The organism is Nostoc sp. ChiVER01 (assembly GCF_034531155.1).
Taxonomy (GTDB): Bacteria; Cyanobacteriota; Cyanobacteriia; order Cyanobacteriales; family Nostocaceae; genus Nostoc.
In genome coordinates, this window is sequence record NZ_JAVRBS010000006.1 from 135169 (window position 1) to 150306 (window position 15138).

General features: G+C 40.3%; 14 protein-coding genes. 7 read left to right on the plus strand and 7 right to left on the minus strand.

The window, feature by feature from the left end; translation table 11 throughout:
- Positions 1–244 precede the first annotated feature (244 nt).
- Positions 245–1945, minus strand: coding sequence for a DUF262 domain-containing HNH endonuclease family protein (locus tag RMY00_RS10575; RefSeq protein WP_322647495.1), 1701 nt, complete (start codon positions 1943–1945; stop codon positions 245–247).
- A 241-nt stretch (positions 1946–2186) separates the two neighbouring features.
- Between RMY00_RS10575 and RMY00_RS10580 the strand changes: the two genes are divergently transcribed.
- A complete protein-coding gene (locus RMY00_RS10580; RefSeq protein ID WP_322647496.1) occupies positions 2187–2729 on the plus strand; it encodes a Uma2 family endonuclease in 543 nt (180 codons plus the stop codon).
- Between the two features lie 202 nt (positions 2730–2931).
- On the opposite strand, the gene RMY00_RS10585 is transcribed toward RMY00_RS10580, so the two are convergent.
- Positions 2932–4449: a DUF3131 domain-containing protein gene (locus RMY00_RS10585; protein ID WP_322647497.1), complete on the minus strand. Its 1518-nt coding sequence runs from the start codon at positions 4447–4449 to the stop codon at positions 2932–2934.
- A 149-nt stretch (positions 4450–4598) separates the two neighbouring features.
- Here RMY00_RS10585 and RMY00_RS10590 point away from each other — a divergent pair, with 149 nt between their 5' ends.
- Together RMY00_RS10590 and RMY00_RS10595 are read left to right on the plus strand one after the other, a co-directional pair.
- Positions 4599–5174, plus strand: coding sequence for a TIGR04376 family protein (locus RMY00_RS10590; RefSeq protein ID WP_322647498.1), 576 nt, complete (start codon positions 4599–4601; stop codon positions 5172–5174).
- A gap of 419 nt (positions 5175–5593) precedes the next feature.
- Positions 5594–6712: a hypothetical protein gene (locus tag RMY00_RS10595; RefSeq protein WP_322647499.1), complete on the plus strand. Its 1119-nt coding sequence runs from the start codon at positions 5594–5596 to the stop codon at positions 6710–6712.
- A gap of 103 nt (positions 6713–6815) precedes the next feature.
- Here the strand turns inward: RMY00_RS10595 and RMY00_RS10600 are convergent, their stop codons facing one another.
- A complete protein-coding gene (locus tag RMY00_RS10600; protein ID WP_322647500.1) occupies positions 6816–7220 on the minus strand; it encodes a DUF4112 domain-containing protein in 405 nt (134 codons plus the stop codon).
- Between the two features lie 469 nt (positions 7221–7689).
- On the opposite strand from RMY00_RS10600, the gene RMY00_RS10605 reads away from it, so the two are divergent.
- Positions 7690–8250 (plus strand): nitrate transporter, encoded by a 561-nt coding sequence (locus RMY00_RS10605; RefSeq protein WP_322647501.1) that lies wholly within the window; start codon positions 7690–7692, stop codon positions 8248–8250.
- 154 nt (positions 8251–8404) lie between these two features.
- Here RMY00_RS10605 and RMY00_RS10610 read toward each other — a convergent pair whose 3' ends face one another.
- From RMY00_RS10610 to RMY00_RS10625, 4 genes are all read right to left on the minus strand, one after another.
- Positions 8405–9829 carry a collagen-like protein gene (locus RMY00_RS10610; protein WP_322647502.1) on the minus strand — a complete coding sequence of 475 codons (1425 nt, stop codon included), beginning with the start codon at positions 9827–9829 and terminating at the stop codon, positions 8405–8407.
- Positions 9830–9957: 128 nt separating this feature from the next.
- A complete protein-coding gene (locus RMY00_RS10615) occupies positions 9958–10980 on the minus strand; it encodes an NADP-dependent oxidoreductase (protein WP_322647503.1) in 1023 nt (340 codons plus the stop codon).
- A 41-nt stretch (positions 10981–11021) separates the two neighbouring features.
- Positions 11022–11456: a VOC family protein gene (locus RMY00_RS10620; RefSeq protein WP_322647504.1), complete on the minus strand. Its 435-nt coding sequence runs from the start codon at positions 11454–11456 to the stop codon at positions 11022–11024.
- A 45-nt stretch (positions 11457–11501) separates the two neighbouring features.
- The gene (locus RMY00_RS10625) at positions 11502–11915 is read right to left on the minus strand and encodes a GNAT family acetyltransferase (RefSeq protein ID WP_322647505.1); all 414 of its coding nucleotides are present in this window, start codon (positions 11913–11915) and stop codon (positions 11502–11504) included.
- A gap of 149 nt (positions 11916–12064) precedes the next feature.
- Here RMY00_RS10625 and RMY00_RS10630 point away from each other — a divergent pair, with 149 nt between their 5' ends.
- From RMY00_RS10630 to ssuD, 3 genes are all read left to right on the plus strand, one after another.
- Entirely contained in the window at positions 12065–12820 is a 756-nt protein-coding gene (locus tag RMY00_RS10630) for a dienelactone hydrolase family protein (protein ID WP_322647506.1), read from the plus strand.
- A 105-nt stretch (positions 12821–12925) separates the two neighbouring features.
- Positions 12926–13972, plus strand: coding sequence for a sulfonate ABC transporter substrate-binding protein (locus RMY00_RS10635; RefSeq protein ID WP_322647507.1), 1047 nt, complete (start codon positions 12926–12928; stop codon positions 13970–13972).
- A gap of 17 nt (positions 13973–13989) precedes the next feature.
- Positions 13990–15126 carry an FMNH2-dependent alkanesulfonate monooxygenase gene (gene ssuD, locus RMY00_RS10640; RefSeq protein ID WP_322647508.1) on the plus strand — a complete coding sequence of 379 codons (1137 nt, stop codon included), beginning with the start codon at positions 13990–13992 and terminating at the stop codon, positions 15124–15126.
- Positions 15127–15138: the final 12 nt, after the last annotated feature.

A 15138-nucleotide genomic window follows, 5' to 3' on the forward strand; every position in this document is an offset into this window, starting at 1 on the left:
TTAAAAAAGGAATTAGAAGGGTGGTAGCCTGTCTGTACAGTTATATCCATAAATCGAGCTTTATTGATTCACTGGATAGCGCTAGTAAACAACATCAAATTAGGCACTCATAAAAAATTTATCATGAGTCAACGAGACTACGAACGCCTCAAGCACCACGGTTAATAACATGGCTGTAAATCATTGTTGTTTTTAATCTTTGTGTTCGAGTAATTCCTGAACAGTACGGATATTGTAGCCATCCCTACAGAGGAAAATCAGATCTCCAAATATGAACAGCTCGTTGTGCAAAGAATCTTTGCCGTGTAGACAGTGTATTTGGAGTCCATTGTTCAGCCAATATATTTTGCGTTAGCTTATACACACTCTGCTGATAAACTTCTCGCTTGATTGAATAAAGCTCATTTCCTACTTCGCGATTAAGATTAGGCTCTAAAAGTGTTAGGTTCCCAATGCGGTAAACCATTTCTTCTATTTGGGTATCAGTAAAGTTTTGCTGCCAGTCGCTATTTGGTGATTCCGGCAAGATGTGTTCGATAGAAAAACTATCTTCATTGACATCTATATGTGATGCGTCTGCTTCAAGCTTGCATAAGATATATCGTACTAGTTTCTTCTTCTGCCCTTTCGTGGGAATTGAGAGCAAGGAAAAGTCCTGCAAGAACTTCTCGTCTGAAACATAAACTGAGCGAAGACTATCGAACACCTGCTTGGGATTAGTTATTTCACCATTCGTAATCAAAACTGCCAACTTACTGTAAAGGGTTTCTAATTTATTGGGATTTAGACTACAAACAATGGTATAGCGAAAAGAAATTACACACACAAGTTTTAATAGACGAGTAAAGTTTTCAACGGAAAACCTCTCATATGCAGTAAATAAAATTGGATAAGCTTGCTTTACTTGAAATAGCTCAAGTTCGCGAATATAGGGTCGGTTTCCTGAAGCATCACGCCAGAAATCATCATTATAATTGTTGAGAGCAATAAAAAGACCACTATAATCCTCAAGTTGTTCAAGTAAATTGAAAGCTTGTCGGGAAGTTTTCACATTTTTCTGGACTAATCTGAATAGCTTGTCTCCTCGTATATTCTTTTCTTTGGCACCAAAAAAATATCGAAGGAACTCAGTAAAATTTTCTCGCTGAATTGTATTAATAACTTTTCTCCATTGATATTGTGCTATTTCTAAATCAGTCTTTCCTTGAAAAAGTGAAAAAATATAATTAGTTAATATATCAGTAGTACTAAGGGTAACACCTCTTGTATTAAGAGTTTCAAAAATTGAGTAAGCTTTCAATTCATCCTCAACATTTATTTGTACAAACAGTAGGCGTTGAGAAATAGAATCAGTTACTATTTCAACTAATTTTTTTCCGTTATTTGTAATTTCTTGTTTCTCTAAACAACGAAGGAAATATTGAAAAGCTTGCCAAAGAAGCTGATTAGATTTTACAAGAGAGCGAAAATTCCTGGATTTTCTAAGATTAATTAAATTACTTTGATAAAAATCATTGTTATTGTCATTCAAGATAAGTTTGCTCGAGTAACGTAAAGAACGTGGATCTCTATCACTTAGATAAGTGCGTCTTAGAATTTCTTGTCGCTCTTGGTTGGCTTCAATGTCTTTTTGTTGTTTTACTAATTCTTGAAGCTTTTCAATAATTGCAATAACAACAATACTGAGTGTTGCCAATCTTTGTTGTCCATCAATGATTGTAAACTCTTTGTCTGAAGTACCAGAGTTTTGTAAAACAATTGCTCCCATGAAGTGGCTAGAGTCAGGATTTTTGTGAAGTGCCCAAATATCCTGCCAAAGGTCTTCCCAATTCTCTTCTTCCCAAGAGTAGTCACGCTGAAAAGGCGGTACTCGGTAAGTCCTGCCATTACTAAGTAAGTCGCCGAAACTAGTAGAACGCGTATCTAGCAGATTAATTCGAGCCATAAATTTAAGATAGGTAAAATAGTTTTAAACTCTAAAGTATTAGAATCCTGTGTTATCTAGAGTAACGAATTCCAGCTAGATAACACTGTCTTGGTACTGACGAGCGAGAAATTCTGGTAGTAATTCCAAGGTTAGCTGCGAATATGAAATTATTAAAGAACAGATATTGATTAAGGTGCTTCTCAACCAAAAACCCATAAAATTAAACTAGGTCTATCACAAGAATGTGAGCAATTCTGCTATGAAAACGCTGGCTAAATGGTCTGTAGACGACTATCACCGCATGGTTGAGGCGGGCATTCTGCCTAGTCGTCATGTGGAATTGCTAGCAGGCGAAATTGTTGAGATCAGTCCAGAAACTCCAATTCATTACACCACAGCAAAACGAGGTGTAAAATATTTAGAAGAATTGCTATCAGGTAAAGCTGATGTCCGCTTCAATGGGCCCATTACACTATCCGACTCGGAACCCGAACCTGATATTGCAATTGTTCGACTTCCAGAATCATCCTACAACGATCGCCATCCTGCTCCTAAAGATATCTTCTGGATTGTAGAAGTTGCCAACACAAGTTTAAACAAGGACTTAGAGATTAAGGCTGCGATTTATGCGACGGCTGAAATTCAAGAATATTGGGTTTTAAGTTTATCTGCTAAACAGATGATTGTGTTCAGAAACCCTCAAAATGGTAAGTATATTGAAGAATATACTATTAAGCAAGGAACAGTTACACCATTAGCGTTTGCGGATGTTTCAATATCCGTTCAAAGACTTTTGCCATAGGGTGGCGTTGCTGAATCGAGTAATCAATAGATTTATATAGGTATAGCAATCCTAAATGAGTTATGAAAATCAAGAGACTTAGATCCCCGACTTCTCAAAGAAGTCGGGGATCTTATTGTTCACGAATGATTTAGGACTGCTATATAGTTTTTTCGATATGCAACGCCAGTTTTTTTTACTATCTGAGAATCTTAGCTGTAACTTACGGTGTTCTGATAAGCCTTTGGGTTAACTGCTGATTTTTAACTCCTGCCCAAACGGTGAGTGGTTGTCCAACCTTTTTATACAGCAAGCTTTCTAGAATTACACCATTATTATTGGCAGTAAGAGTTTTATTCGGCTGACGCAGAGACTCATAAAAGCCGTTGTACCAGCCGTCTTTAGATTTAAGGTTAGCTTGGACAAAATCAAATAGCTGGCTAGTATAAGTAGTATTGTAAAGCACATACCAGCCGATCGCAGCTTTGGCACTGAGGAACCGCAAATCGTTGTGTTTTTCTCTGGTATCTGCGATGGTTGCCCAAGGTTCTCCGTTGACAAACAAGCTGCTGTAAACAAAGTATGGGGGGCGATCTAAGTTGTCTTCGGTGACGGCAGTTAATTGTTTTGTCGCTTCATAACGCGCTGCTTGAGCAGCTAAAATGCGATCGGCATAAGCTTTAGGCAAAGCTTGAAACCCAGTTTCGATGCCATCTAAGATATAGGGTTCGCTAAGAACATAGTTATTGGCTCCAGAGTTTTTAAAGTCCCGTTGGTCGTAAGGAACTCCCTGTCCGTAAAGATCAACAAAGGCAGTATGAGATTGATAATCCAATGCTTGTGTAACATTCAAGCCCCAAAGCTTTAAACCATAAGCGGCATAATTCTCATAGCCTAAGCGGCCTTCTTGGTTGTACTGTTCTTTGCCTTTAATAACGGCAGTACCGTACATTTGTCCATTTTTGGTCAAACGCTTGACTTGCCAACGTTGCCAAATTGCTTCTGCTTCTCGCTGCATCTCTGGATACTTTGTCCCGACAATCTTCAGCCAGATTGCCATCCGCCCTAAATCTATGGCTGACCAACCAATTTCTTCGCGTTTTTCTAGTTGACCATAATTAACGGGTACAAGGGTTTTGGCATTGTAGACTTTGTTGGGTAGCTCCCCTTTGTATAAAGGCATAGATGCCAGTGTTTTCAACATTTTAGTCATTTTGGCATCAAATTCAGCCGCAGGCACGATATTGAGTTCTCTAGCACTGACCAGTGCTGCGATCGCTGCTGTCTGATCCCACATACTGACAGAGGCAAAGCCATCAACGGAATTGACTAAACCAGTTTCATCGTTCCAATTGCGCTGGAAGTATGACCAAGCTTGACGGGCAGTTGTCGTTTCCTCTGGGGTCAGTTTTCCAACGCTAGGAGCAATGTATGGAATTATTGATACAGTTAGTTGGTTCTTAGGAATGGGCTGACCTGGTAAAACTACGGATTTCGCATCAAGACTGGCAACTATTTCAGGTTTTTTAGCACCAGCAACAGGGCGTTGGGATTTCTCCGGTTGTACCGACTGTCGTGCAGCAGTTTGGGATGTTGATATTTCAGGTTTTTCTTGAGAAGTCTTGGGAACTTGCTTAGACCAAACATTTAAAATTGCGATCGCTATTAGACCGGTAACTATTCCTCCGACCGAAGCTAGTATGGACAAACTCTTAGATGGCGGTTGGAAATCAGAACTCATACTGATTAAAGCCTTATCTTGTAGGTTAGCGTTGCTTGCGTATTTTCACCAAATACATTCTTCCCAATTTTTAAATCTAACTAACACTCAGAAGTTCACCTGACTACTACAATAAAATAGTCACGCACCCGATCTCTGGAGTTCTAGCAGTGGGATTATTTGATGATTTGAGTCGGTTTCTTGAAAACCGTTTAGAAGAATTCTTACGTAACAATCCACATTTGGAGTTAGAGGCGCTGCTAGAACAGCTGCGTGAGCAAGAAGAAGGCACATTAAAGCTGATCGCAGATTTAAAATTACAAGAGAAGCGATCGCAAGAAGAAATTCTGTCCACCGCTCAAGAAATTCAGCGTTGGCATATCCGTATTCAAAAAGCCAAAAACGCCGGCAGAGAAGATTTGGCAAGTGCGGCGGGTGAACGAGAAGCAGCCCTATTGCGCGAAGGAAATCAGCGCTGGGGACACATGCAAGGGCTGAAAGAACGCATTAACCAATCTCAAGAACTACTGCGAAAAATTCAGCAACGACGACAGGAAGTGCAAGCTAAAGCAGCCGAAGCACAGACAGCCCGTGCTAAAGCGCAAACCCAGCAGCGTTTTGAAACTAGCGGCTGGTCGAATAAAACTAGCAGTTATTCTGGTGGCTTTGATGACTTAGAAGAGAAGTTCCGTAGCTGGGAAACTCAGGATGAGTTAGAACAAATGAAGCGGAATTTAGGAAAATAATCGTTCCCTCCACTGCTTGAGCGTGTATTCTGATTGGATTTTCCACTGCTTTTTACTCCCCACAACTCCTTCTGTTATTACTTTGCTTGGACTTGTGTGTACACCGTAGCTTTTTAAGGGGGGTGGGGAGACAAAGAGCATAGCTTTGGCGGGGTGGGGTTCTTTTATTATGGGTAATTTAGCGGACATGATATTAGTTATTAACTTTAGGGACTTCCGGTAAAACCTACGGGGCGTTCTGCGAACGTAGAGGCGCACTGTGCGCTCCTACATACGTATAAATTAATTTGGGATAATTTATTTTTTGGAAGTCCCTTAGTGGCTCACCAGATTTATTACTATATTTTGTTTGTCGAAATTGGCACAATTACCCCTAAATATGTATGGTGTTATTGACCTGACTCATTTTTAAAGAAAAAATGAATTACGATATTTCGCACAAACGAAACCTTCACCAATTTGATCCTGTTGCGTATCTAGTAATTGAAAAATTTAGTCTTTCTCCTCTAACTTTTGGACTGTTGGCAGCAGTTACCGCTACTGTAGTTTATCTTTTTACTGCATTCCTAAGTAATACGCTGTGGTCTAAGCAGGGGGAGATGGGCTTGCTTCGAGATTGGATTCCCTGGTTAGTAGGACTTTTCATTAATCCAGTAACATTGGGATATTACTTGTGGAGTTTTCAAGCCATCGATAAAGTAATTCAAGACCTGGAAAAATCTGACATATTAGAAATAGACAAATTTCAGATTGATCAATTTGTTATTAACCTCTATTCCCAAAAATGGCGCAAACTCTCTGCACTTGCCAGCGCTCTCTTTTTCAGCACTATTGTTTTTATCATCAGACCTAGATTAGAAGAGAGCTGGACTAGCTCTCGTTTTCTGCCAGGACTGACAATTACGATTGCTACATTCGCAGTCGTATATATGGGTAGTATACTTGTCCTTAATTTGATTACAAATATTTGGATTTTCTATCGAATTTTAGGAAACAAGGATTTAGATATTAATCCTCTTCATCCCGATCGGTGTGGTGGTCTTCGATGTCTCAGTGATTATTCGCTTAAAACTGCCTATCTAGTTGCTGTTTTGGGTATCTGGATTGGCGTGATTGAGTATCAGGTGATTACACAAGATGTCGGAAAAGGATTCTGGTTTGTTCATCTGGTAATTCCATTGTATATTTTTATATCAATGGGATGTTTTTTTGGGCCATTGCTGGCAGCAAATAGCGGTATGAAAAGAGCTAAAGAAAAGTCTTTAGATAAAATTGCTAGGCAGTTCCGATCAGATTATTTAGGGATTTATACTAGTCTGGCTGAAGACACAGAAGCTTTCAAGAAAAAATCTGAAAAAATTCAGCAGCTACGCACTTTATATACTATGACCGATGAGTTGCCAGTTTGGCCTTTTGATGTCAAAACTTTTCGCCGATATCTCCTAACTGTTCCTACTCCTCTTATTGGTATCCTAAGTGGCATATTTAAAAACCTGTTGATAAATCTACTCAAGCAACAGGGTATCAAACTTGGGTAGTTAAAGGTGTTATCATATAACACTCAAATTCCTTTATCTAGGGACTTCCAAAGATTGATAGGCGGGAGGCAGTGACAAAATTAGTGATGCTATGAGGACTAACTTAAACTTGCCTGAACTTATCAGAATAAAGTTCATCAGACACTTCTTTGAGTTTTGGTTCAACTACTGTCAAATGTTGCTCCAAAATCGCCAAATTGCGAATATTAGACTTATAGAAAGCATCAAATAAATCACCTACTAAAGGCACAGTACCAACGACTGCTTCCAAACCAACATTAAAAATCATTTTGGTTAAATCTTGACGTGGGATGCCAAAACGGGTAGCTAAAAATATGATATAGGCTGAAAACGCTGTACTGATTAAATCACCAGCACCTGGAACCAAACCGATAATTGGATCTATTCCAATGCGAAAACCTGTTAGAGGGATGCGTATAGATGTATCCATCAGACGGCTGAGTTTGCGGATGCGATTGAGAGTAGCAAGGCGTTTAGCAGCGTCCATAATTTTTGATATTTACACTACTCTTAATTTGCACCATTTCTAATTATTTGTCCTGTACCGTCAGAAAGAAAAGGTAGTGGACTACCCACACTGACGCTATGAAATTGCTCCCGAACAATTTGCTCAAGTCCCAGTCTGACCAAGCTTGATTTTGTGCAACTTCATTAATAATTGGTATTAGTACAATTATCAAGCAAGTAAATTCTGGAAATTGTATTTAATTTACTAATCAAGATTTATTTTTCTGATAAGGTTTAGTAAAGCCAAGTTTTACCTCTTCTTTGTATTACTACTAGCACATCGTAAGAATACTTAAGTTTTTGACTAGTCATCAAGGAGAAAAAATATCAAAAATCTTACGGTTTTCAAAGCTAACGTGTAATTAAATACACTTTTCTATTCCTATTTTGTGTTATTGCCACAGTATTTCCCAAAAGGTTTTCATGAGAACTGAGGCACAGAGAATAATATGTTTTTAGACATTTTAGCTAGCCTACAACGGTTATTTGTCGGTTACATTCCAGCCGTTGTTTTAGGTAGTTTTATTGGATATTTCATAGGTCTAAATAGCATGATTTATCAGCTATTTAGGCTAATATTTCAAATACCACATAGTATCCCACCTATAGCTTTGCTACCTCTTAGCCTAATAGCATTTCAAGAGAGTGAATCGGCTGCTATTATAGTAGTTTTTTTAGGAACTCTCTGGACGATGATTATTAATACGGCAATAGGAATGCGGCATTTTCATAGACAGAATAAGAACTTTCGAGTAGCTATATTTCACCTATTTCACGCCTTGAAAGTTAGCATTTGGGTAGCCTGGTTTATAGTTATTGCTACAGAAATGTTAATCGGCCCAAGAGGACTTGGCTTTACCCTTTGGGATGCTTATAAAGCTGGCAATGCCGATTACATAATCCAGGAGATCCTCTACATCGGTATCATTGGCTTTATGCTGGATCAATTACTAGATTTTGCAGCCTATATTCTCTCGCAAATGGTTTCAGATGGGAAAAAATCTTCCTAAATTTTATAAAGAAGAATTCAGAACTCAGGAGTCAGAATTCAGCATGATAGGGCAGCAGTAGCGAGTCTGCGTACTCTGTAAAAGTTGCAAGCTACGCGTAACGCGAACATGGGTGGAGTATTCTGATTTCTGAATTATGTTTTTTGACTCCTCTTTATCTAGGCTTGCGGATTGCACCCTGCCAGCTAATAGTTTGTTTCGCAGAACGTATTCCCAAAGAACGAGTTGCTACGACTTCAATATCAACGTTGATACCAGGGCGTAAAGCTTCATCAGGAATTTTAAGTTTGCCCAAAGCTAGAGTAAAACGGTTGTAGTCACGAGTCACAAGTTCGTTAGGAATATCCCCTTCATATTCAGTTTTGTAACCAGAAAAACCGTATAAGCTATCTTGGGCGCGGAATTTTACGCGAAATTGAGTATTAATAGTATCAGACTTTGCTGCCAAATCGACTATTTTTAAGTTGAGGTTTTGTCCTGCATCGGCAAACTCTGCCACCGCTAACCGGGTAACATCTTTTTTGGGAATGGCATGGTTAACGGTAAATGTTGTCAAGTTAGCCTCACTTTTGGTGTTACCCTCAACCCATAAGTCTTCAGGGAAAGTAATTTCTACTTGTTTGTTATCAGTTAAATTTAGTGTTACAGCTTGATTGCCAAAGCTGGCGATAGGTTGTCTTTCTTGCCAAACTAGTTGAAAAGTCTCTTCTAGACGCTGTTCAAACTCAAGGTAATTATCAGCGATCGCAGAACCAGGCGCAAGTAGAGAAGTTGCCCCCATGCGTTGATTCCATTTATTTTTCGAGAGGTTGAACTGTTGGTTTGCTAGTTCCGAAATTGCTAGCTTCACAGTTGGAGTATCAGTTGCCAAAGGTTCTTTACTATTGACAATACTCAAAGTTCCTAAGCGCCCTTGGCTACCATCGCTACCATCGCTGCCATCTTGCCCATCGTTACCGTCGCTACATCGATAAACATTCTCAGTACATTTATAATCAGGGCTACCAGGAGTTCCCTTGCAGGTTTTCACTTCCCATCTCCGTCTGTGACAGTTGCAACCCTTAGTACCGTTACCACCTCTACCACCGCGCCCGCCTTCTCCACCAGTGGCCCGAACGTAAACGTTCCGTAAGTCGGCTAAATTGCTGTAATACAGTGTGAGGGAACCACCATTTCCTCCATTTCCTCCTTTGCCACCGTTACCGCCATTACCACCATTTGGTGCATTTATGTCGTGGCTGACGCGTAGGCGTTGCCCGCCGTGAGTATCGCGTTGGTAACTACAATCAGGTTGATCGCCATGCTCCCCATCTTCCCCGTCTTCACCATTTTTACCGGACAAGTCCAGATTAATGGGTGAATCATTGACAAAAATATTTTGGTTTTCACCACTTCTACCATCTCTACCCGATCGTCCATCGCTTCCTGTGCGTCCATCTCTGCCATAATTTCTGGCTACTTTATAGTATTCGTCAGAAGCAACGGCAGGACATAAAACTGAACTAGAGACAGGCAAAAAGCTAGTAAATAAGCAGAATGTCAGCAGTAGTGGCAGCTTACTCCTAAAAACATTGTGCATCTAGTTATACCTAAAACTTTAGTTGAATTATCTACTACTGACGCTGACTTTCAACAATTTGCTCCCTTTTCTTTAGTAATGTGCCACTAATTTGCGTCAACGTAGCACACATCTAGCTTAATAGCCGATCAAGCTGATGTTGGGTCGTCATTAACCTTAACAACCACCTTGCCAAAATTATCACCTCGAAGTAAACCGATGAATGCACTAGGAGCGTTCTCTAAACCATTAACCACATCTTCTCTATACTTGAGTTGTCCAGATTGTAACCATCCAGAAACATCACGCAAAAAATCATTAAATCGATGTTGGTAATCACCAACTAGAAAACCTTTAATCAAGGCCCGTTTAATAAGTAATGGTCTTAAATTAGGCCCTGGTGGAGTAGATGTAGCGTTATACTGCGAAATCAAACCTACTAATGGAATTCTTGCCCCAAGGTTGATTTGCTGCAACACAGCTTCTAAAATTACACCAGCTGTATTGTCATAGTAAACATCAATACCATTAGGAGCAGCTTCTTTGAGCGCTGAATTAAGTTCTTGAGTTTTACGGTTAATGCCAACATCAAAACCTAATTCCTTAACTATATAATCTCGCTTATCGTCACTCCCGACAATTCCCACGACTCGCGCACCTTTAATTTTGGCAATTTGACCTGCTACCGCACCGACAGCACCAGAAGCGGCTGAAACCACAACAGTTTCACCTTCTTTCGGCTGACCGATATCAAGTAGAGCAGCATAAGCAGTCAGACCTGGCATACCCAATACACCTAGACTATAAGATAAAGGTGCTTGAGTAGCATCAAGTTTACGCAATGTCTCACCCTTAGAGACAGCATAAGTTTGCCAACCGTTATTGCTAAGAATAAAATCCCTAACTTGAAATTGAGGATGATTTGATTTAATTATTTGACTTACTGTACCACCTACAATAACTGAACCCAATTCTACTGATGCAGCATAAGACTCGCCTGCACTAATGCGACCACGCATGTAAGGGTCGAGAGATAGATAAATGGTGCGGCTAAGGATTTCGCCTTCACCCGGTTCAGGAATTGGTGTTTCTACTAACGCAAAATCACTCTCCTTTGGTTCGCCGACTGGACGAGTTTTAAGGATAATTTGTTTGTTAATTAAATCAGACATAAATTATTTTACTCTAAATTAATTTGACAATTTCTTGGTATCTAAGATAACGTTACTGAAGGTCTTTCTAATAGCAAATCCTCTGTTTGTAGTTGGATAAAAGTACTATTGACGAACTCTGCGATTTCTATCCGATTCCCACCGGGATCGCGCAGGAAAAACCTTACACATCCTGGAATTGGTCGTTGATCGGGAATAATTTCTACTCCATGTCCTTTTAGGTGTTCCTCAAAGGCTTTCAAGTTATCGACTTGAAAACAATAATGTCGTCTAGATGCTTGGTTATTGGTGTTTTTCTCTTTACTAATGTGCAGTTCGATATCTCCCAACTTATACCACGCTCCTGAATCGTTTTTCATTACCTCAGGTCTGGGAATTTCAGTCAATCCCAAAACTTTGCTGTAGAAAAACAACATTGCATCCTCCACTTCTAGAGAATAGGTTACTTGAATATGATGAACTGCTGTAAGCTTCATAAATTTTCTCCTGGTTTGGGTTAAATTTGGCAACGCTACAATCACCTATACGACAAGCTTTCCCATACTGATGCGTTCTTCGATGAGATAGCCAAGTTTTCTATAAAACTCAACTACTTCTGCGTTGGAGACACGGACTTGGAGATTGATTTTGAGGCATCCCATCGTTATCAATACCTTTTCTGCGTGCCGCACTAGCTTGCTACCAATACCCTGTCGTTGATAGTGAGGACTGACCGCAACTGTATATAGCCAACCGCGATGGCCGTCATATCCTGCCATGATAGTACCTACAATTACGGAGTTAATCTCCGTAACGAAAAACAACTCAGGCTGTACAGCAAGCTTCTGACTGATGACCAATTTTGGGCTGCTGTGCGATGGATTATTAGGAAACACCTCATCCCACAGAGCGCTGACTGATTCAGCATCAGATTCTTGATATGGTCTTATATTCATCTACATCTCTAAATCAAAGGACTTGCCTTTGCCCATTGTTTGTGAAATACTACTCTAGAAAACTACGGTAAGTCGGTAAAGTTTAAGTAATATTGTACAAAACTTACCATAAAACATTTCGTCCTGAAAGCAATTAGCTAATCCCTAAGATGACAAACACAGAAATTCGCACCGCTCAAGTTAAAGTCCCTAACGGTGATTTGCAAATTGATGCTTACTTAGCGGAACCAGCACAAAAGGGAACATTCCCAGCTGTTATCGTGATTCAGGAAATCTTTGGCGTCAATATTCACATTCGAGAAGTTGCTGAGAAATTTGCCAAAGAGGGATATGTGGCGATCGCACCGACTTTATTTCAACGCACCGCTCCCGGTTTCGAGGGTGGATACACTCCTGAAGATGTCCAGCGAGGAAGAGGGTATAAGGAGCAGACAACAGCAAATGAAATATTGAGTGATATTAAGGCTGCGATCGCCTACTTAAAAAGCCTACCAAACGTGCAAGGAGATGCGATCGGCTCTATTGGTTTCTGCTTTGGTGGTCACGTCGTTTACCTAGCTGCCACGTTACCAGATATTAAAGTTACAGCTTCCTTTTATGGTGGCGGTATTCCTAACTCAACTCCCGGTGGTGGAGAACCAACCATTACACGCACTCCAGAGATTAAAGGCCCGATTTACGCATTCTTTGGTCTTGAAGATAAAGGAATCCCCTTGGAGCAAACAGAGCAGATCGAGGCGGAACTGAAGAAACATCACATTCCTCATGCTATCTTCCGCTATCCTGGTGCAGAACACGGCTTTTTCTGCAATCATCGCGCCAGCTACAATGCCGAAGCTGCTGCTGATGCTTGGAAAAACGTTCAAGAACTTTTCCAAAAGAATCTTCAGTTTCAAAAAGTTTAAATCTTTGAATTAGGAGCATACACCTGTACGCTCCCATGACTGAAATATCTGCACATATTAGTCAAATAGTCAATCAAAAGCAAATAAAAACAACGTATTACGTTCATGATTACCGTCTTAAAACAGCCACGAGTTAAAATTTTCCAACGTTTTTCATTATTTCTATTACCTGGATTATTAACAATCTCAACAACTTTAATTAGTTGCTCAGTCCAAACCGCAAACTCAGAAAATAATACTACTGGGTTGAAAACCAAAATTGTCCGAATGGGATATCAAAGTTCTGGGGATATTGTCAGATTAAAAGGATTAATAGAAAAACGTTTACAGCCTTTGGGTGTTTCCGTCGAATGGGCGCAATTTGCCGCCGGGCCACAACTGATGGAAGCAATGAATGTAGGTAGAGTTGATATTGGTTCTGTAGGTGAAACTCCCCCGATATTTGCCCAAGCGGCTGGGACATCTTTAGTTTATGTTGCTAGTAATAAACCCAGTACTGGTAAGGGAAGTGGAATTATAGTCCAAAAGAATTCACCAATTCGCACGTTAGCCGATCTCAAAGGTAAAAAAATAGTTTTTCAAAAGGGTTCTGCTTCCCATTACTTATTAATAAAAGCTTTGGAAGAGGCTGGTTTGAAATATAGTGATGTTCAAGCCATCAGTCTCCCACCTTCAGAAGCCCGTGATGCTTTTATTCAAGGAAAAATTGATGCCTGGGTAACTTGGGATCCTTATTTGGCTGTAGCAGAAAAAAAGGCAAATGCTCGTGTTTTGAGAGATGCTAGTGGCATTTCTACTCAGGGCGGATATTACATGGCGGCACGAAAGTTTGCCACAGAAAATCCAAAGTTAGTGCGATTAATTCTTGAAGAGATAGATAACACAGGTCAATGGGCTGATAAAAACCGATCAGAAGTTGTAAAACTTACTATTCCTCACCTCAAAATTGATGAAGATATTTTAACAACAATGGTTGAAAGGCGAACTTATGGCTTAAGACCAATTACGCCAGAAATCATGGAAAATCAACAGAAGATAGCTGATTTGTTTGCCAAAGAAAAAGTTATTCCTAAACCAATTAGTATCAAGGAAGCGATGTTGACTAGCGAACAATATGCAGCCATTACACCAGAAACTATCAGTCAAAAATAGTGCCAGGAGATAGTAACATGGAAGTTTTTTGGTATTTACCTACACAGGGAGATGAGCGTTATTTAGGTACTACAATTGGAAGGCGACCAGCCACTTATCCCTATATGCAGCAAATAGCTCAAGCTGTTGATAAATTGGGCTATGGCGGGATGTTGATTGGTACTGGACAAAAACAGGATACCTGGATTGTAGCTACTTCGTTAATTTCAGTTACGGAACGCTTGAGGTTTCTTGTAGCCTTCCGTCCAGCAATTATGTCGCCTTCTTTAGCTGTGAGAATGGCTGCGACTTTTGACCAGATTTCTAACGGTAGAATTATTCTAAATGTTGTCACTGGTGGCGATACAAAAGAACTTGCTAAAGATGGGATTTTCTTAGATCACGATCAGCGTTATGAACTTACAGATGAGTTTTTGACAATTTGGCGATCGCTCATGCAAGGTGAAGAAGTAACCTATAGTGGTCGTCATCTGAAAGTTAAAGGCGCAAAACTCCAATTTCCTCCCGTACAAAAGCCTTATCCTACCTTATATTTTGGTGGTTCTTCAGATGCTGCGCTCCAAGTTGCTGCCAAACATATTGATGTGTATTTAACTTGGGGTGAACCACCAGATCAAGTTGCCCAAAAGATTGCAAAGGTACGCCGATTAGCAGCAGAACAAGGTAGAACAGTCCGCTTTGGGATTCGGATGCATGTCATAGTACGTGAAACTACGCAAAAAGCGTGGGATGCAGCCAATGAACTGATTCAGTATGTGGATGATGAAACCATAGCTGCTGCACATCGGCGGTTTGCTCAATCTGAATCAGAAGGACAACGCCGCATGGCCCAACTACATAAGGGTAATCGCCAAAACTTAGAAATTAGCCCCAACTTATGGGCAGGTGTTGGTTTAGTGCGTGGGGGTGCTGGTACTGCCTTAGTCGGAGATGCAGAGACAGTTGCAGCGCGAATGCTGGAATATGCCGATTTAGGAATTGATACCTTCGTTTTCTCAGGGTATCCCCATCTCGAAGAAGCCTATCGAGTCGCGGAATTGCTGTTTCCTCGCTTGCCACTACAAACTCCAGCAATTGCATTACCGCAGCAGGTTGCAAGTACATTCAGTGAATTTGTTACCAAAACAGATTTACTCAAACCACAGCCTGTGTAAGCAATCCAAAAT